This is a genomic window from Actinomadura opuntiae (assembly GCF_030283205.1).
GTDB lineage: Bacteria > Actinomycetota > Actinomycetes > Streptosporangiales > Streptosporangiaceae > Spirillospora.
Genome location: NZ_JASNWF010000012.1, coordinates 168,847 through 186,330, shown reverse-complemented (window position 1 = coordinate 186,330; position 17,484 = coordinate 168,847). Strand labels below are relative to the sequence as shown.

Genomic DNA, 17,484 nt, shown 5'->3' with positions numbered 1-17,484 from the left:
ACCCGGCGGGTCGGGGACGAGCACGGACGAAACAGGGGGTGGCGGCGGTGGCCGACGCGTGGCGACCCACGTCGGAACTGGAACGCCGACTGGAGGAGAGCGTTCGGGCCGGGGACCAGGAGGGCTACTTCCGCGTCCTCGCGGGCAGCGAGCTCGTGGTGCCCGTCCCGGACGACGCCGTCGACGGCGTCCTCGCCGGCCGGGCGCGGCCGGCGTGGCCGACCCGCGAGGAGGACGGCCGCGTGCACGTCCTCGCCTACACCTCCGCCGCGGCGATGCGCGCGTGCCTCGGCCCGTCCTGGCGGCACTTCATGACGCTGCGCTTCGGCGACCTCGCCGAGACCTGGCCGGACGCCCGCTGGTGGCTCGCCGTCGACGCCCCCGGCCACCCCGGCGGCACCCCGCTGCCGATCGAGGCGCGGATGCCCGCCTGGTTCGTCCGCCAGGTCGCCGACGGCGACGGCCGCCCGCCCCGGGTCGGCCGGCCCGGGATCCCGCCCGCCGCGGTGCCGGAACCGGCGCCGTCGCCGTCGCCGTCCTCGCAGGACGAGTCGCCCTGGGAGGAGCTGCAGGGCCAGCACCGGGAGCTGCCCCGCGAGGCGGCGCCCGAGCCGTCCCGTCCCGAGTTCCGGCCCGCCAACGACGTCGAGCGCGAGCTCCTGCGCGCCGCGGCGAACAACGACCACGACCTGTTCCTGCAGACGATGGCGGACACCGAGATCCTGCTGCCCGTCCCGGACGACACCGACTACACGCTCCGCCCCGGCCGCCCCGGCTTCCCGTGGCGGACCCGCGAGGTCGACGGCAACACCGTCGTCCCGGTCTTCACCTCGCCCGAACGCCTCATCGAGGCCGCGCACGCCGCCGGGACCGGCACCGAGTACATCAAGCTGCCGTTCACCGTCGCGCTGCGCTACTGGCCCGACCACGGCTGGCTGCTGGCCATCAACTCCGGCTCCCCCGCCGGCGGCACCGTCATGGCCGCCCAGCTCCCCGGCCTCGCCACCTGGGCCGACCAGCGCGCCGCCGCCCGGATGACCGACCGCTTCGAGCCGCAGAACGACATCGAGCAGCGCCTGTTCGACGCCGCCCGCCGCCGCGACACCGACGCCTTCTTCAAGATCCTGCTCGGCGCGCAGGTCCTGGTCCCCGCCGATCCCGACACCCCGTGGGGCATCCCGCCGGCGGATCCCGACTTCCCCTGGCGGCCCGTCACCGTGCACGGCCGCACGTCCGTCCAGCTCTTCACGTCGCTGAAGTGGATGAACGAGGCCATCGGCTCGTCCCGCTTCGTGATGCCGAGCCTGCTGGACGTCGTGTCCGCCTGGCCCGACCCCGGCTGGACGCTCGTCATCAACCCCGGCACCCCGATCGACGCCACGATGCCGGGCGAGCAGGTCCGCGCCCTCAGCGGCCCGCCCCGCACCGCGCCGGAGGAGGCCGCCACCCCGCCGTCCGCCTCGACGCCCCCTCCTCCGGAGAACCCCGCCGTCCCGGTGGCCCCGGCCGTCCCGTCCACCGACACGGCCCCGCCCTCCGAACCACGCCACACCGGCCCGATTCCCCAAGTCAGCGCATACGACAGCAGCGCCGACCCCAGCCCGCACACCACCGGCCCCCAACCCCAGGTCGCCCACGCGCCGGGAGACGCCGCAACCCCGCCACCGCTCCCCGGCCCGGCGGACCCCGGCACACCGCAGGGCCCAGCCGACCTGACCGCCGCACACCCCACCCCGTCGACCACCACAGGCCCGCAACCCCAGGTCACCGCGTACGAGGGCGGCGCCGACCCCACCGCCGCACTGGGCGGCCCGCAACCCCAGGTCCCCCACGCGCTGGGAGACGCCGCAGCACCTCCCCACGACGCGACGCTCCCGCCCGCCACCGATCCGGCGGACGTCAGCGGACCGCATGCCCTGCCCGGCCAAGACGCATCCGACCTGCCCAGCGCACAGCCCACCACAGGCCCGCAGCCACAGGTCACCGCGTACGAGAGCGGCGCCGACCCCACCGCTGCGCCAGGCTCGCACACCACCGGCCCACAGCCCCAAGTCGCACACGTGCCGGGGGACGCCGGAACGCCGCCGCCCACCAGCCCGCCGCCCGGTCAAGACGCGGCCGACCTCACCAGCGCACAGGCCGTCCCGCCGACCACCACAGGCCCGCAGCCACAGGTCAGCGCGTACGAGAGCAGCGCCGATCCCACTGCCGCACACGACACCGGTCCGCAACCCCAGGTGCCCCACACGCCCGGAGACGTCGGCACGTCTTCGCCTGCCGCCTCCGATTCGGTGCCCTTGGGCGGAAACGCCGGGGTCGGCGCGCCGGAGACCACGGGCCCGCAGGGACTGCCCGGCTACGAGCCGTCCAACAGCGGCAGCGGGTACCCCACGGGTGCATCGGCTGGTCCATCGAGCACCGACGCGCCAACCGAAGCAACCGAGCGCACCGATTACAGCGCTTCCCTTCCCGGCGACACCGGAGCACACGGCGGCCACAGGACGCCGGCCGAGTCGACCGGGCCGCACACCTACACCCCGCCCGACACCGGCGGCTACGGCGGCGCGGGCGATGCGCCGGTGCCGCCCGCGCAGGACGTTGCGAGCGGCGAGAACGCGTCCACCGTGACCGGCGGCCACGCGATCGCCGATCTCGGGGCGCGGACCGGACCGGCGGACGTCGGAGCCGCGGACCCGGCCTCCCCCGCACCGCACGCCCAGGAGCCCGGCCCGGCCGGGCCGGAGCGGCGGCTGCGGAGCGTCGAGGAGCCCGAGCCGGTGTTCGAGCCGGGCAACCGGATCGATCAGGAGCTGTACGAAGCCGCGGTCGGCGGTGACTCCGACGCGTTCCTGCGGGTGCTGCTGAACGCCAACGTGCTGGTGCCGATCCCGCCGGACGCGCCGCTCGAGGTCACCCCGGTGCAGCGCGAGTTCCGGTGGGACGCGGCGCTGCGGGACGGCGCGGCCGTCCGGGTGTTCACCTCCCTCGTCCGGCTGCGGGAGGTGCTGCCGGAGTCGCGGTTCGTCTACGCCGACTTCCGCGAGCTGATCGGCGCGTGGCCGCGCGAGGACTGGGCTCTGCTGCTCAACCCGGGGACGCGGATCGGCGCGTCCCTGCGCGGCGACCAGGTACGGGCGCTGAGCGAGTGGGCCGTGCGCGTCGGGCTCGTCCAGGCGCGCCCGCAGGTCCCCGCGCCTCCGCCGCCGCGGGAGCCCGCCGCGGACCTCACGGTGCAGGACGTGACGGCCGCGCCCGCGCCGCGGACCGACGACCTCGACGACCGCGTGTCGCAGCCGACCATCATGCAGAAGGTCGTCCCGCACGGACACGTGGGCTGGTATCTGGAGCAGGGCTACGACCGCGTCGGCGGATTCGTGCACCCCACGGGCGACGTCGCGGAACTGCAGACGCCCGTCCAGCTGTACGAGGCGCTGGGCCTGCTCTACGAGGGCACGTCCTTCTCCCCCGCCGACGACGGCGTCTACGTGATCCGGTGGCCCGCGTACTGCCCGGAGCTGTACCGCATCCCGTTCGGCGGGCGCGACGCCGAGGAGATGGCCGCGTGGGGCGAGGCCGGATGGGTGATCGAGCGGCCCCCGTTCGTCGGCGGCGGGTTCGCGCCGGGAAGCGCCGGCTCCATCCGCGAGTACAAGGTGGACAGCGTCCGGCTCCCCTACGGCGCGGAGATGTACTACCTGGGCACGGATCGTTCGGAGAGGTTCGTCGCGATGTACGACCCCGACCGGCTCGCGTGGCTGCGGCCCGACGCGACCACCGGCCCCGACGGCACGGACGGGCGGACGGGGGCCGCGCAGTGATCAGGGACGGCTACGTGGCGCGCTGGCTCGGCCGCGATTTCGAGGCCGCGCCGGGCGCCGACGGCGAGATCCGGCTGTACACGCCGGGGCCGACCGACGGTTTCGAGGAGCTGCGCCCCGGCCGGTTCCGGCGGATCGTCCCGGCCTCCGAGGTCGAGGAGCTCCGGTACGTCCGCACGACATGCCGGTGGCGCGGCGAGCGGTTCGTCATCGTCGGCGAGCACGAGACCTGGCTGCGCGTCGAATATGTCGGCGGGCGGGCCCCGGTGGCCGAATCCCTCGGCCTCGAGCGCATTGACCAGGGCGTCTGGCAGGCGTGGGCGCCGAGCGCCGAGGTAGAGGACGTCCGAGAGGAAGTCATGTGAACGTCCACGGGGTTGCTTTGGCCCGTTGATCCGTGTTGGCATGATTCCTGGGACGATCTCCCGGGTACAGCGGGCACAGGCGCTCAAAGGCGATGCGACGGAGGTGCTGGGGCGGTGTACTGCCGACCGGCGGTTAAACCGATCTTTGTTGGGCTCGGCGCAGCGGCCGTCCTCGCCGCCGGAGGCGCATCCGCCTCCGCCGATGTGACGCCGACGCCGTCGAAGTCGGACTCCGCGTCCCCGACGCCGACTCCGGGAACGCTCGCGATGGACGTGAGCGCCCTCTCGGACAGCGTGCGCCCAGGCGGCACCGTCCAGGTGCGGACGCACATCGTCGCGGACGGCGGCACCGTGTCGGGCATCAAGGTCGTCGGCATCACGACGTCGCCCAAGGCCACGGTCGGCGGCGACTGCGCGGCGCCCTACACCTCGGCCGGCTGCACCGTGGGCGAGCTGGCGGAAGGTCACCGCGGACTGATCGAGTCGACCGTGACCGTCCCCAAGTCCATCAAGAAGTCGGGAACGCTCACCTTCACCATCACCGTCGATGCGACCGACATCGAGGCCGTGTCGAGAGCCGTGACGTTCAAGCTCGTGGTGCCGAGTCCGTCGCCGACGAAGACGCCCACCAAGTCGCCGACGAAGAAGCCGTCGAAGTCGCCGTCCCCTTCCAAGAGCGCCTCACCGTCGCCGTCGTCATCGTCGTCGTCCGGGAGCAACCACGGCTCGTCCGGTGGCAGCGGCAGCGGGAGCGGTTCCGGTGGCAGTGGCTCCAGCGGTGGGACGTCCGGGGCCTCCGCCGCTGAGGCCGGGTCCGTGGGCGGCAGCGTGCTGCCGACACCGAACTCGTCGTTCGCGTCGAAGAATCCCCAAGTGGCCTTGCCGCCGATTGCGGCCCCCACCCCGTCGGTCGCCCCGACCACGGTGTCGGTGACGCCGAACAGCAGGCTGCGCGGGAACAAGGCGCCCGTCGCGCAGGACCTCACCTTCGAGCGGGTCGCGAGCACGCAGGTCGCGTGGCTGGCGGCGCTGATGGTGGCGATCGCGGTGCTGCTCACCCAGCTCCGGCTCGGGAAGCGCCGCGCGCCCGCCGGCGCGGCGGCCGCCGCGCACCGCGCGAAGGGCGTGCACCGCCGCACCCGCCGCGGCATGTTCGGCAAGTAGGAGAGACCGGGACCCGCCTCTTACGCCATTCTGACTGCACCCGCAACCCGCCGCGTTCCACTTCGCCGGGATTGCATGTCAGCCCCTAGTTCCATCCGGGCGTTCTCCTGCCTTCCGCACAGCCGACGGAGCCGCAGCAAATAGAGGGCGAGAAACGCTGACAGAGAACCCGCCCGGTCGCGATATCGCCCTGGCCGTGGCCGTGCACGCGGTGCGGGTGTTCGCCTTGCTCGCGGGCTTGATGACGAGTTAGTACCGGGCGCGGCTGATCATTACCTGGCCGGTCGTTCGAGCGGCGGCGATCCCGTCTCTGGGCTTCTCCAAATGGACCGAAATCGGACAGAGGATGAGATATAGCCATCTTGACCACGGAGTAATAGGGGCGGGGTCTATGCGCGGAGGAGGGTGTAGCAGGCAATGGCGGCGGCTGCAGTGACGTTGAGGGAGTCGACGCCGCGGGACAGGGCCGTGTCGTTCATGGGGATGCGGACGCGGTGGTCGGCCTCGTCGAGCCAGCGGGAGGAGAGGCCGTCGCCTTCGGAACCGAGGAGGAGGGCGCGGCGGCCGGCGGGCGGGACGGAGTCCAGCGGGAGCGCGTCCGAGGACGGGGTGAGGGCGAGGATCTGGAAGCCGTGGGCGCGCAGCCCGGCGAGGCCGTCGCGCCAGTCGGTCATGCGGGCGTACGGGAGGGCGAACACCGCGCCCATCGAGACCTTGACCGAGCGGCGGTAGAGCGGGTCGGCGCAGCGGGGCGCGAGGACGGCGGCGTCGACACCGAGGGCGGCCGCGCAGCGGAAGATCGCGCCGACGTTCGTAGACTGCACTAAACGACACACCGATCGGAGCAGGTGAGCGGGATGCCCCCTTCCAAGCGCGCCGACGACTCCCCCGTCGTGGCGGTCGCCTACACGCGAGTGTCCACCAAACGCGAAGAGATGGTCAGCCCCGAACTTCAGGCGCACGAGCAAGAGACCTACGCCGCGCGCCACGACATCCCGATCGTTGAGCGCGTCGAGGATCTCGACCTGTCCGGACGAGACTTCGCTCGCCGGTCGGTGAACTACATCGTCGAGGGCATCAAGGAGGGACGCTGGAACACCGTCCTCCTGTGGAAGTGGTCCCGCTGGGGACGCAACCTCCTACAGTCACGCCTCTACCTCTCCGAGGTGGAACAGGCGGGCGGACAGGTCATCGCGGTCACAGAGGACTTCGACACGACGACGAGCGTCGGCAAGTTCACCCGTGACCAGATGCTCGCCATTGCGGAACTCCAGTCCAACCAGATGGCGGAGAGCTGGCGTGAGGCGCACTCCCGCCGGCGCCGTCTCGGTCTCCCCCACACGACCGCCCCGCGCTTCGGCTACGAGTACGTGAAGGAGAAGGGCAAGGCGCCGCGCTACGTCATCGACCCCGAAACCGCGCCCGTCCTCAAGTCCTGTTACGAGAGGTTCGTGAACGGCGAATCCATGCGGTCGCTGGTGTTCGACCTCAACGCCAACGGTCATCGATCGACGCGCGGAAACATCTTCACCCCCACCGCTCTCGGTCGGCTCATGGATACGGGGTTCGCGGCCGGCCTCATCCGCGAACGCTCCACACCGCCCGATGCCGCAACGAACGGCCGCACGATCGCAGGGTTCGACGTCTGGCGCGAAGGAGCGCACGACGCGATCATCTCGGCGGACCTCTGGGAGCAGTACCGAGACAAGCGGATCGCTAACGCCCGGAAGACGCCACGTCTCCGCACGGTCGCCCACACCTTGTCCGGCCTTGTCGTCTGCAAGGAATGTGAAACGACGATGATCAGTGCTCGCAACGGAGCGCGGCAGTATCACGTCTGGCGATGCCGGAAGCGCCAGGAGTCCAAGTCCTGTCCGGGCGCCGTCGCCAGCAACTCCCGGCTTGAGGCCAAGGTTCTTGAGTGGGTCCTTGAGAAGGCGCAAGGCGGAGAGACGATCGAGGCGGACGCGCGCCGTGAGATCGCTGCGCGTACGGCGACGACGAACCTCGAAGCGGCGCGCGCCGAGATCAAGCGTCTGAAGGCGAAGCGCAAGCGTCTCGTCGACCTCCACACAGACGGGGACATCGAGCGCGAGGACTACAACGAGAAGAAGGCCGAGATAGACGAGGCACTGGCAGCGGCAGAGACGACCGAACGCACGGCCAGAGCGGAAGCCAAGGAACTCGACGTGGATTACCGATCCATGTTCACGACCCTTGCCGACCTCTGGGACGACGCGACTCCGCAGGAGCGCCACGAGATGCTCACGAGGGTCGTCAAGAGGATCGAGATCCAACCGGGCACGTGGGCGAACCCCGAGAAGGCGCGCATCGTGCCGCGCTGGGCTGATGAGTGATCCGAGAACGCAACTGCCCCCGGCCGTGATCCATCGGCCGGGGGCAGTCTCAACGCCTGGCGTCGTCTCGTGGTCGTGTCTCCCGATCGCGCCGCCTGCGTTCGACATTGGCGAGCACATGAGCGGCTACCTTCCAGAACTCATCCCAACACTCCCGTTCGGTGGGTGCGGGCCCCGTCGTCCGTCTCCCCGTCTGGCCTCACCTCCCTCACACTGCGTGTCCGAGAACCGGGTCAGGTCTGTGCACGTGCAATGTGCAAGCGCGTCCTATACGTGCAGACGCGGGCGGGAGTGCACTTGCACAACATCTGTGCACGACTACGGAGAGTCGCCAGTCTCCGGCGTGACCGCGCGCCAGCGACCCCGAGTCACCTGGATTGCGCGCCCCGACTCGGCCAGCCCGTTGAGTTGGTAGTAGACCCACCGCCGGCTCTTGCCGCTTGCCTGGATGAGAAGCGGCACAGGTACCCCCTCATCGGGCGCGGCCACCAGCATGGCCCAGAGAGCCGCTTCCGGGCTCTCCTCGTCCGCTGAGCCGTCGAGCACCTCCGGCTCGTCGAGGAGACGCTCTACGCCTCTCTCCGGCGCGTCCGGGCTCACGAGGGTCACAGCCTCTTCGGGTGCTCGCCGAGAAACCTCGTCGAGGGTGGGGCGGTTATGCGCGTGCCCCCTCACGGCGTCACTCACGGCCTGGTCGCTGAGCAGGAACGCGCGAGCCCGACGAGGGATGTCGTGCTCGGGTGCGGACAGGAGGAACTTGCCGGGCGCGTTGAGGGTGTGCGCGTGCCAGCCGGCGCTGAGCATCCCCTGTCCAAGGATGAGGTCGACGTCCTTGCGCTCCCGGACGCGAAAGCTCATGCGGACGTCCATCTGAGAGCGCACCGCGCCCTTGCCCATGGCCTTCTGAGTGGGACGTTGGGTAGCGGCTACGAGCGTTACCGCGACGGCCCGCCCACGGCGCGCGATCGAGTCAGTGAACGTCGCGGCTTCCGGCGCGTCATCGGCCAGCTCTGCGTACTCGTCGATGATGATCACCAGTGCGGGCATGCGTGCGGACGGCTCCCACACCCGCCGTCCCGTCGAGGTGAGGAAGTCTGCACGCGCCTCCAGGATCGCGACGGCGTCTCGCAGTAGCGCGCAGGCTTGTTGCGGCGTGGTGGCGAGTCGATCGATGCAGGGTGCCCACGGCTGCAACTCCATACCGCGCTTGAGGTCGATGGCCCAGATCACCACATCTCGGCACGCGGACAGATTGCCCATGAGGACGTTGATGCCGCCGCTCTTGCCCGATCCTGCGATTCCTCCGATGAGGGTGTGACGGCGTAGAAGCAGAACGCGGGCGGGCGATGCGTCCTCGAAAGGTCCGAGGTCGATGGGCTCCGTGATGGTGGCGACGGACGGTCCGGGCCATGGGATGGAGTTGGCGTGCGGGTCGATGTTGAGAACCCGCAACTCGAAGCGGTTGGCCTTGTCGTCGCGCGTCGGGTAGATGCGTACGGCGCCCCGGAACGTGCCGAGTGCCGATTCGAGCGCCGGAATCTTCCCGATCACGTCTTGGATCGTCTGTCCGCGCGCCAGCCCGAACCGGGCGCGCCAGCCCCACATGTCGACCATGGCGGACATGACGCGTGATCCTGGCAGCCCTACGGACTTCGAGATGTCCGGCCATGCCGCAAGGGTGCGCTCGACACGGACGCGAGCGCGCCGACGACGATGCGCCCACCAGGGCACGGCGAGAACGGGTGTGGCGACGAGGAGGATTTGCGGGAGCGGCCGGCACGTCACGCCGATGGCCGTCGCTGCGGCAACCCATGTGCCGACGCTCATCGTCACGGCTGCGGCGTAGAGCCGTTCGACGCGTAGTGAGAGGCCGATGCGGTCTCCGACGAGCGCGAGGAGGGACGAGACGCCCGTTGCGGCGATGAGGAGACCGATCCACCATCCGGGGTGCGTGCGATGGAGGACGAGAGCCGTGATCATCGCGGCGAGAGCGAGCGCGATCGGAGCCAGTTCGGACCGGTACCGCCACAGGCCGCGGGCGACCACCACGGCGACGATGTCGGGAAGCTGGTCGTTGGAGTCGATGACCACCATGGGTTGCAGGCCGTTGCGACGCATGCGGCGTGCGTGGCGCTTCATCTGTCGGTTCCTCATGCGCGCCCCTCTGCCGCATAGCCCTGAGCTTCGAGTTCGTCTCTCAGGAACGCGAGCGGGTCGGGCTCTCCGTCGTGGTGTGCGGCGAGCGTGGCGCGTGCGGCGGCAGCGAGGTTCGCGCGGCGAATGCGCGTGTCTCGGAGTTCGGTGCTAAGGCGCACGATCTCTGCGGCAAGGGCGGGGATGGAGTCGAGCGCGGTTTCGACGGTCTTGCGGACGATGCCGGGAAGCTCGTCGGGGAAGCTGTGGGCGACGATTCGGCGGGCGGTGCGGCTGCGGGTCGTGGCCTCCTGGAGGTCGATCTTCGGGTGATACGGGGCGTTGGTCACTAGGCATCCCCTCCTTCGGGTCGGGTGCGGTTGACGAGTTGGCGGACGACGTCAGTGCGGAGAGGTTCCGAACGACTCGACGAGGGCGACCACCAGGTGACGGATCTCAGGTGCGGCGTTGGTCGCTGCCAGGAAGAACCCGAACAGCAGGCAGATGACGGCGTGCCAGACGCGCAGGCCCATGTAGCGCCACGCCACCCAAGCCACGATGCCGAGGATCAGGACGAGCGGGATAGAGACGGTCATAAGGGCATCACCTCCGTTCGTTATGAGTGGTCGGAGTCATCTGGTTCGGGCACGTCGGGGTCGTTGAGTTGCCGCCGGAGTTCGGTTGCGCGGGGCGTGCTGATGCGCAGGGCGGTTCGAAGCGCGTCCCGCGTGATCGGCCGGCCGTGAGCCTTCCGGTACTCCGCATCGGCGAACCGGGCCGCGTTGATGAGTTCGTTCTCGGTCCGGCGGGGCGGCCGCCGCCGTACCCGCCGTTTGGGACGGCGTGACGGTCCGTCCTTTGGCTCGTCCTCCCTGACGGGGTCCGTCTCGACTCGGCCGCGCAGCGCGTGAAGGTGCGCGGTGAGTCCGAGGACGGCGGCCGGTACGGCTCCGACGATGACGACGATGGGCCATGACAGGTCGAGCAGGCCGGTACTGATCGCGTGGTACGCCGCGTTGCCGGCGATGCTCGTCGTGATCGCGCCCAGAGCGTTCGTCCGGGCGAAGCGGCGGGCCGCCCGCGAACGGGTGGAGTTGGCCAGCCACACGCGCGCCGACGTCATGGCGTAGGCGTCGATGGTGATCGGCAAGAGCCACGCCAGCCGGACGGGCCAGCCCGCAACGGTCGCCAGCCCGTAGAGCCCGGCGAAGCTGGCGACCGCTGCGGACACGGCCGCAATCGTCATGCCGATCAGGACCCACCAGTCCCGTACCGGACCGTCCTTAGCCGTGTCGGTATTCGGTACGGCCGCCGGTACGGGACTGAGGTCGGTTGCGGTCCGGGGCATTCGAGCGTCCTCTCAGATTCCGTCGTGGCGGGACTTGCGGCGGCGCCAGCGAGAGCGGCAGCGGCACTTGTGACAGCGCCGGCTTCCGGGCTCGATGCGGGCTCCACAGGGGCAGGAACGTCCTCGGACGTCGTTGGGAATGCGCACGTTCACCTCTGAAGGCTGTTGGGCTTGTTCGTCGTGTCCGGGGTCTGGTTCCGGACGGTCACGCCGAGGAGCCGGCGCGTTGAGGTCGTGGTCCGCGACCGCGATGCGCTCGTCAGGCTCATCCGGTGCTCTTCGAGGTGGATGCCGACGAGGAGGAAGAGGAAGACGGCGACGGCCGCGCCGGAGAGGAACACGGCGAGCAGGAGCATGAAGATCGCGGAGTTCATCGCTCACATCTCCTTCGAGGCGTCCGCGATGACGGCGCCTTCGTACGACATCAGGGCGTTGTAGTCGGCGCGCGCGGCGCTGAGGATGCCGATCGCGCTGTACGTCACGGGGCCGAACGTCCTTCTGGACGTGTAGTGGCCGTGCGGCGAGTTCTCGGCGTTGGCACCCGCGCCGATCAGGGACGAGATGTGGTCGATCTCGCTCCTGATCGCCTCGTCGCTGCCCCGGGCGAAGATGGAGACCTCTGCCCATCGGGGCGCCGGCACGTCCGGGTGGGATTCGAAGAAGGTGGCCAGCGCGCGAAGTCCGTCGATGAGCTTCCGGCGCTGGTCGGGGTCCGCGTACGCCATGGAGATCACTCCCTTCGGTTCGTCGCGCCCTCGGGGAGCGCGTCCGGTCTCCATAGTGTGCGCGCACACCTGTGTGCGTCAAGACGTACGCGCACACTTTTACGTGACCAGCTTCGCGCGTCGAGATGTGCGCGAACGCGTGGACGCATACAGCCGTGCGCGCTACAGTGGCGGGAAGCCAAGCATTGACGCAGGTGAGAGGAGCCAGACGATCATGGCTGGCACGGCATCGCCCGAACGTGGCGCGCGTGCGGCGGGCTCCAAACCGAACCTCTACGAGGTCATTCGGGATCAGCTCATCGGCGAGATCGAGTCAGGCCGTTACCCGGCCGGATCGCTCCTACCGTCCGTGCGGGAACTCACGGCACAGAAGGCCATCAGCACCACCACCGCGCGCAAGGCACTCGCCGAGGTGGTCTCGGCCGGCTACGCGCGTTCGGAGGGGACCCGTGGGCACGTCTCAGTCGGCCCGCGCACACAGGACTCTCTGAGCGCCAGCGACGAGCCCAGGGAAGCTCCCGACAGCGTCTCCGGAACGCTGGTGATCCGCCCGGCCGTAGTCATCCCGTCCGGCGGGAACGCAGGACCCGAGACGTCCCGGACCACGGTAGACGTGCGCACGGAACCGGCATCGGACGCAGCGGCACTTGCACTCTCCCTCGAAGACAGCTCAACGCCCGTTATCGTCCGCAGGCGGCTGACACTCGACGAGCACGGAACACCCATAGAGCTGCGGACGAGTCATCTCGTCCGCGCGTTCGCTGAGGGGACGTCGCTCGCAGCGCAAGAGCAGATCAACGGCACATGGCGAGACGCACTTCTCAGCGCGCACGGTGGGCCGTTGGCCGAAGCTTCGAGCCACGTGACCGCCCGGCATCCCGTCGACGCGGAAGCGGCCATGCTGGGACTCAGACCAACCGCCTGTGTCCTCGTCCGCACTGAGACAACCCGTAAGCAGGACGGGAGCCCCGTCGACTACACAGTCACAGTCTGGCCTGGAGAAAGCACACGGCTAGAATTGAGCGACGACTAATGGACAACGAGAGAAAGCCACAGCCACGGTGCCCGCGATGCGGATCAACCGATGTGGAGATTTCCACAAAAGTTGATCTAGCGTTCGGCGAGGAAGTGCCGTTCCGTTCCTGCGGAAACTGCGGCAACGAGTACGACCATGGCCTTCCGGAGGCCGGCCCGGCCCGCGATGAGGACTAGGCGATAACCGTCCTGTACTGGAATTCGTACCGGTCGGCCCGGAATATGATCTTCGCGACTTCCACCGGAACGTCGTTGGCCCAGAAGGTTTGCCAGACCTGAATGACCGGAACACCGGCCGGCATCTCGAGCTGAATCTCTTCGTGCGGCTCAGGCATGCGCACCTGAAGAACCTCTTCCTCCAGGTCGACCGCGTAGCCGATCGCATCGAACCGAGGAACGATGCCTTTGCCGCCGTGCGGCCCTTCGTGAGGTAGCTCGATGTCAGTACCGCCGGTGATGGCGAGAGGCTCCCAGGCCACACTGAACGAGACCGGCTTACCGCCCATGCTGATGAAGTAAGAGGTCTCCGTAACTGGCGCGCCCTCGTCGATGCCGAGCCGTTCGGCAACGCCCGCCGGCGCCTCTGCCCGCTCGGTGGAGTGCTCCATCTGGAGTTCCATGCCTGCTCGATCGGCCTCTTGCCGGTAGGTCGGCTGCGTATGGGGCCGCTGGAACCGGTCCCAGTGAGTACGGACGAGCGGCGGGTTCTTGGCCACAAAGGCGCCTTGACCACGCCGGAAGTAGATGGCCCCCACGTTGCGGAGCGCGATCAGCGCTCGTCGAGCGGCACTCGGTTCACAGCTCCACTGCGCGGCGAGCTCGTCTTCACTCGGCAATCGAGTATCGGGCGGGAGATCGCCGCTCTTGATCTTTGCCTGTAGATCATCAAGGATCGCCTGATGTGGGGAGTTGTGTTGATCGCGCTCGACCATGAGCGGATTCTCTCACACAGGGCAGGCCCCACACCGGCGATGCCGTGGCCGAATACGCCCGGACCTCCGACCGTCACGCACCCGGCCTACCGCCGCACGGCCCAGTGATGCTCCGACTCAGGCCGGAGCGTGGTCACCTGCACGAACGCGACGCACAAACGTGCGCCACTCATCGGCAGGGAAGAACAACCTCGGGCCGTCCGGGTCTCGGGAGTCGCGAACGCCGACCAGCAGGGCCACGCTCGCGACCTCAACGCAGGCGCCCCCGTGATGGTCACTGTGACTCGACTTGCGCCAGCGGGCCGCCGACATGTCCGGTCCGGTCATCTTCCAACATCCTCCATGATCTTGCTGATCAGGCTTCGGGACTCCTCGACCCGGAGCGCATCACCTCGAAGCAAGTTGTACAGCACCGCGTACTCCGCCACGGCGCTCTTCTCCTGGAAAAGGATGCCTTGCCCGCCCGCCTCGATATAAGCGACGTCGGGGAGATCGACAAAGCCGAGCATCATAAAGCTACCGCCCAACCCCGGATAGTACCCGGCATTCTGGGGAACGACATCGATCCAGACGTTCGACAACTCGCCGATGGTGAGCAAGTGCCGCAACTGCTCGCGCACCACCTCAGGTCCCCCGACCATCCGACGTAGCGCGTACTCATCAATGGTGAACCAGGCTTGAGGAGCGTGCTCGGCGACAAAAATCTCTTGCCGCTTCAAACGATCCTTCACGAGATCGTCGACTATATCGACCCGCTGATTCCTCCCCAACACCGTCCGCATGTAGCTCTCCGTCTGAAGAAGCCCATTCACCATCGCTACGTCGAAGGCGCGCAACGTACTGGCTTCGACTTCCAGTTCGAGGTAGTGAGAGAAGCCGGGTGGCCTGACGATCCTGTGACGGGTCTCGACAATACGTTTCCAGAGTCGACGGAACAGACCATTGGTCTTGAAGAACGTGTCGAGGTCCTTGGCGAAGTTCTCCGAAGGAGAGTTCTTACCGGCCTCGATCTGCCCGATCCACTGCGACGTGTATCCAAGCTTCTCAGCCAACTCCAGTTTGTTCAACTGAGCCTCTGTGCGCCAGAACGTCACCTCCGCAGCGAACGTCAGGATTGCGGGAGATTCGTACGATTCGCGCCGTGATCCCATGGGGGGCTCCTCTGTGAAACCTCGGGCCGAGGTTTCGTAGGTCCGGGAGGTGGTTTAACGGGAACCGCCTCAGGGTTCCTAGCCGATGGTAACTCCGACTGGAACGCTGGTCACGACATTTCAACAGGAAGATCGGAAGCGCAGGTTTCCCGTGATGAGCACACGGCCGCCCCCGTCTGATCTTTCTCCCGGTGCAAGGCACCGGAGACGCACAAAGGTCGTACCGATGCACGCAACCGTTCTCACCCCCGATCTATCTACGCTGATCCTCGACCCGACCCGTAGGGCACCGGCACTCGCCCGCCGTTTCCTCGCGGACCGCTTCCGCGAATGGAAGATCGAAGACGACTCCGACGCGCGCCTTGTCGTCTCCGAGCTGGTGACCAACGCCCTGTTGCACGGCGCCGGACAGATCATCGTCCGGCTCTTCCGCGACGAGACGGGCGGCGCCCCTGTCCTGGAGGTCTGGGACCAGGGACAAGGACAGCCCGTGGTACAGCCCGAGAGCGATACCCGGATCACCGGTCGCGGCCTGCTCACGGTCACGAACCTCACGACCAAGTGGGGAACCCGGCCGATCACCGAAGGGGGCAAGGTCGTATGGGCGCACCTAGCGGCGTAGCCGGCCACCTCGCCACCACAGCGCGCCACCTCGTCCAGAACTACGCCCTACGATGCCGGACACGCATCGGCCACAACACCGCGATACGGCATCTCGACGTCCTCTCGATCGCTCTCATGGCCGCTGGCTGGCGATGCGTGAAGCTGTACCGCCCAGAGGAGTTCCCCACCGCCGTCCCTCTGCTTCGCGTTTATGCCCCAGGAGTCGAAGACGCCGAGATCTGGATTCGAGTGCGCGCCGAACCTCAAGGTCGCTGGGCATACCACGAGGCTCTTCGAACGCACGGCGCTACTCAGCGCGTGCACGACTGCGGCGATGCCAAGGGAGCCGCCGAGGAGATCGGACGCCACCTCACGGCCCGCATGTACCGGCCCTAGCCGTACAACGAGCGAGCCCTCCGACCTTCGCCTTACGGCGCGCGGCAGAGGTCGGGGGGTTCTTCACGAGGAGATGACTACTGATGCATAGAAGCATGCGCAACGCCTTCCTCAGCGCGCTACGTCCACTTGTCACTTGCTACCTGAAGCAGAAGACCGAAGCGCACATGGAAGACTCGTTTGTCAGCATCCTGAACCTCGAAGAACGTACTGCGCGCCACCACTGGGACATGGCCGAAGTCTTAAGGGCTACCGTGTCAGTTTTGTCCCATACAGAGCATGATCAACCATCCGACACGACGACCAAAGAACCGATGCGTTAGACCACTCAGGCACACCACTGGGCGGGACGACAGCTATCGGTCCCGCCCAGAAACTACACTCCATCCGCTTACCCCGAGACGACGACTTCCGACGCGAGCTCGAAACCCGGATCGATCTGCTTAGCGAGATCGACACCTACCGCCTTGTTCGCCCAGCTCTCGGCGTTCTTGATGTGGAACTCGGCAGACTGCCGAGAGAACTTCTCCCAATCCTTCGGCTGCGAGTCCACCTCCCTTTGGAGCCGCCGCAGAACATCGCGCGCCGAAGTGTCGAGCGCATCGAGGTCGAAGTCACGCCCCTGTTCCATCGCCCGGACAGCCGGCTGATGCCCCATGCACGTCAGCAGGTCCGCCCCAACCTGCGAACGAAGGAACTCCTCGTCCTCGCTCGTCTGGACCTTGTTGCCCACGACCGCGATCTCGACCCCGAAGTCCCGCGCATGCTCGGTGTACTGCCGGTAGACGGCGACTCCCTTCCTCGTCGGCTCCACCACCAAGAACATGACGTCGAACTTGGTGAAGAGCCCAGAAGCGAACGTGTCCGCCCCTGCGGTCATGTCGACCACGACATACTCTCCGGGGCCGTCGACGAGGTGATTGAGGTACAGCTCAACCGCGCCCGTCTTGCCGTGGTAGCAGGAGACGCCGAGATCCTTGTCATCGAACTGGCCGGCTGCCATGAAGGTCACGCCACCGGTCTCGCACGACATTGCGTGGATCGGGTCGGTTCCACCGACACGTAGGAGCCGTGACCCTCGTCCGGGTGGCGTGGTCTTCACCATCTCGGCTGCGGACGAGATGCGTGGGTTGTCCCCACGTAGGTACTCCTTGATCACGTCGAGATGCGCCCCGAGCGCGGGCACGCTCGCAACATCCTCGTCACTGAGGCCCAGGGCTGCACCGAGATGCTGGTTGATGTCAGCATCGATCGCGACGACAGGCAGCCTCTCTGCTGCCAGATGCCGGATGAACAGCGAAGACGTGGTCGTCTTCCCGCTACCACCCTTGCCCACGAACGCAACCTTCATGATCTACCTCCGAACCGAAAACGAAAACCGTTTCCTTGCCGAGGGCAGAGTTTCACGCCGGAGGCGACAGGCGAGTCCTGTTTACTTAGATAACGCCAACTCTTTA

At 68.1% G+C, this 17,484-nt stretch carries 17 protein-coding genes and 1 pseudogene; 7 read left to right on the top strand and 11 right to left on the bottom strand.

The window, feature by feature from the left end; translation table 11 throughout:
• Nucleotides 1-47: 47 nt before the first annotated feature.
• The 3 genes from QP089_RS26205 (at nt 48) to QP089_RS26195 (ending at nt 5,347) form a co-directional block, all read left to right on the top strand.
• Nucleotides 48-3,818, top strand: coding sequence for an SseB family protein (locus QP089_RS26205; RefSeq protein ID WP_285914781.1), 3,771 nt, complete (start codon nt 48-50; stop codon nt 3,816-3,818).
• On the top strand, nt 3,815-4,183 hold the full coding sequence (locus tag QP089_RS26200; RefSeq protein ID WP_285914780.1) for a UCP033725 family protein: 369 nt from the start codon (nt 3,815-3,817) through the stop codon (nt 4,181-4,183). Before QP089_RS26205 ends, QP089_RS26200 begins: the two co-directional genes overlap by 4 nt.
• 273 nt (nt 4,184-4,456) lie before the next feature.
• Nucleotides 4,457-5,347, top strand: a complete 891-nt coding sequence (locus QP089_RS26195) for a hypothetical protein (protein ID WP_285914779.1) — start codon at nt 4,457-4,459, stop codon at nt 5,345-5,347.
• Nucleotides 5,348-5,736: 389 nt separating this feature from the next.
• Here the strand turns inward: QP089_RS26195 and QP089_RS26190 are convergent.
• Nucleotides 5,737-6,174 (bottom strand): annotated as a pseudogene (locus QP089_RS26190) (TrmH family RNA methyltransferase); the annotation flags it as partial.
• A gap of 30 nt (nt 6,175-6,204) precedes the next feature.
• On the opposite strand from QP089_RS26190, the gene QP089_RS26185 reads away from it, so the two are divergent.
• Complete coding sequence (locus QP089_RS26185) at nt 6,205-7,704, top strand: recombinase family protein (protein WP_285914777.1); 1,500 nt, start codon at nt 6,205-6,207, stop codon at nt 7,702-7,704.
• 318 nt (nt 7,705-8,022) lie between these two features.
• Here the strand turns inward: QP089_RS26185 and QP089_RS26180 are convergent, their stop codons facing one another.
• The 6 genes from QP089_RS26180 to QP089_RS26155 form a co-directional block, all read right to left on the bottom strand.
• The gene (locus tag QP089_RS26180) at nt 8,023-9,843 is read right to left on the bottom strand and encodes an FtsK/SpoIIIE domain-containing protein (protein WP_285914775.1); all 1,821 of its coding nucleotides are present in this window, start codon (nt 9,841-9,843) and stop codon (nt 8,023-8,025) included.
• Nucleotides 9,844-9,854: 11 nt separating this feature from the next.
• Nucleotides 9,855-10,187 carry a hypothetical protein gene (locus QP089_RS26175; RefSeq protein ID WP_285914773.1) on the bottom strand — a complete coding sequence of 111 codons (333 nt, stop codon included), beginning with the start codon at nt 10,185-10,187 and terminating at the stop codon, nt 9,855-9,857.
• A gap of 51 nt (nt 10,188-10,238) precedes the next feature.
• Nucleotides 10,239-10,433 (bottom strand): hypothetical protein, encoded by a 195-nt coding sequence (locus QP089_RS26170; protein ID WP_285914772.1) that lies wholly within the window; start codon nt 10,431-10,433, stop codon nt 10,239-10,241.
• Between the two features lie 20 nt (nt 10,434-10,453).
• Nucleotides 10,454-11,185, bottom strand: a complete 732-nt coding sequence (locus QP089_RS26165; protein WP_353070621.1) for a DUF2637 domain-containing protein — start codon at nt 11,183-11,185, stop codon at nt 10,454-10,456.
• A gap of 149 nt (nt 11,186-11,334) precedes the next feature.
• The gene (locus QP089_RS26160; RefSeq protein WP_285914770.1) at nt 11,335-11,559 is read right to left on the bottom strand and encodes a hypothetical protein; all 225 of its coding nucleotides are present in this window, start codon (nt 11,557-11,559) and stop codon (nt 11,335-11,337) included.
• A gap of 3 nt (nt 11,560-11,562) precedes the next feature.
• A complete protein-coding gene (locus tag QP089_RS26155; RefSeq protein ID WP_285914769.1) occupies nt 11,563-11,910 on the bottom strand; it encodes a hypothetical protein in 348 nt (115 codons plus the stop codon).
• A 139-nt stretch (nt 11,911-12,049) separates the two neighbouring features.
• On the opposite strand from QP089_RS26155, the gene QP089_RS26150 reads away from it, so the two are divergent.
• On the top strand, nt 12,050-12,943 hold the full coding sequence (locus QP089_RS26150) for a GntR family transcriptional regulator (RefSeq protein ID WP_285914767.1): 894 nt from the start codon (nt 12,050-12,052) through the stop codon (nt 12,941-12,943).
• 175 nt (nt 12,944-13,118) lie between these two features.
• Here QP089_RS26150 and QP089_RS26145 read toward each other — a convergent pair whose 3' ends face one another.
• The 3 genes from QP089_RS26145 to QP089_RS26135 form a co-directional block, all read right to left on the bottom strand.
• Nucleotides 13,119-13,877: a GntR family transcriptional regulator gene (locus tag QP089_RS26145; protein WP_285914765.1), complete on the bottom strand. Its 759-nt coding sequence runs from the start codon at nt 13,875-13,877 to the stop codon at nt 13,119-13,121.
• A 117-nt stretch (nt 13,878-13,994) separates the two neighbouring features.
• Nucleotides 13,995-14,189, bottom strand: coding sequence for a DUF397 domain-containing protein (locus QP089_RS26140; RefSeq protein WP_353070623.1), 195 nt, complete (start codon nt 14,187-14,189; stop codon nt 13,995-13,997).
• Nucleotides 14,190-14,200: 11 nt separating this feature from the next.
• The gene (locus tag QP089_RS26135; protein ID WP_285914763.1) at nt 14,201-15,028 is read right to left on the bottom strand and encodes a helix-turn-helix domain-containing protein; all 828 of its coding nucleotides are present in this window, start codon (nt 15,026-15,028) and stop codon (nt 14,201-14,203) included.
• Between the two features lie 226 nt (nt 15,029-15,254).
• Between QP089_RS26135 and QP089_RS26130 the strand changes: the two genes are divergently transcribed.
• Both QP089_RS26130 and QP089_RS26125 read left to right on the top strand, forming a co-directional pair.
• Complete coding sequence (locus tag QP089_RS26130; protein WP_285914762.1) at nt 15,255-15,650, top strand: ATP-binding protein; 396 nt, start codon at nt 15,255-15,257, stop codon at nt 15,648-15,650.
• A gap of 472 nt (nt 15,651-16,122) precedes the next feature.
• Entirely contained in the window at nt 16,123-16,350 is a 228-nt protein-coding gene (locus QP089_RS26125; RefSeq protein WP_285914761.1) for a hypothetical protein, read from the top strand.
• 68 nt (nt 16,351-16,418) lie between these two features.
• Here QP089_RS26125 and QP089_RS26120 read toward each other — a convergent pair whose 3' ends face one another.
• The gene (locus QP089_RS26120) at nt 16,419-17,378 is read right to left on the bottom strand and encodes an ATP-binding protein (RefSeq protein WP_285914759.1); all 960 of its coding nucleotides are present in this window, start codon (nt 17,376-17,378) and stop codon (nt 16,419-16,421) included.
• Nucleotides 17,379-17,484 lie beyond the last annotated feature (106 nt).

Excerpts from the sequence above, each read along its gene's own strand:
- QP089_RS26185 (WP_285914777.1), top strand. The coding sequence starts at position 6,205 with ATGCCCCCTTCCAAGCGCGCCGACGACTCCCCCGTCGTGGCGGTCGCC.
- QP089_RS26180 (WP_285914775.1), bottom strand. The coding sequence starts at position 9,843 with ATGAAGCGCCACGCACGCCGCATGCGTCGCAACGGCCTGCAACCCATG.
- QP089_RS26170 (WP_285914772.1), bottom strand. The coding sequence starts at position 10,433 with ATGACCGTCTCTATCCCGCTCGTCCTGATCCTCGGCATCGTGGCTTGG.
- QP089_RS26165 (WP_353070621.1), bottom strand. The coding sequence starts at position 11,185 with ATGCCCCGGACCGCAACCGACCTCAGTCCCGTACCGGCGGCCGTACCG.
- QP089_RS26160 (WP_285914770.1), bottom strand. The coding sequence starts at position 11,559 with ATGAACTCCGCGATCTTCATGCTCCTGCTCGCCGTGTTCCTCTCCGGC.
- QP089_RS26155 (WP_285914769.1), bottom strand. The coding sequence starts at position 11,910 with ATGGCGTACGCGGACCCCGACCAGCGCCGGAAGCTCATCGACGGACTT.
- QP089_RS26145 (WP_285914765.1), bottom strand. The coding sequence starts at position 13,877 with ATGGTCGAGCGCGATCAACACAACTCCCCACATCAGGCGATCCTTGAT.
- QP089_RS26140 (WP_353070623.1), bottom strand. The coding sequence starts at position 14,189 with ATGTCGGCGGCCCGCTGGCGCAAGTCGAGTCACAGTGACCATCACGGG.
- QP089_RS26135 (WP_285914763.1), bottom strand. The coding sequence starts at position 15,028 with ATGGGATCACGGCGCGAATCGTACGAATCTCCCGCAATCCTGACGTTC.
- QP089_RS26130 (WP_285914762.1), top strand. The coding sequence starts at position 15,255 with ATGCACGCAACCGTTCTCACCCCCGATCTATCTACGCTGATCCTCGAC.
- QP089_RS26125 (WP_285914761.1), top strand. The coding sequence starts at position 16,123 with ATGCGCAACGCCTTCCTCAGCGCGCTACGTCCACTTGTCACTTGCTAC.
- QP089_RS26120 (WP_285914759.1), bottom strand. The coding sequence starts at position 17,378 with ATGAAGGTTGCGTTCGTGGGCAAGGGTGGTAGCGGGAAGACGACCACG.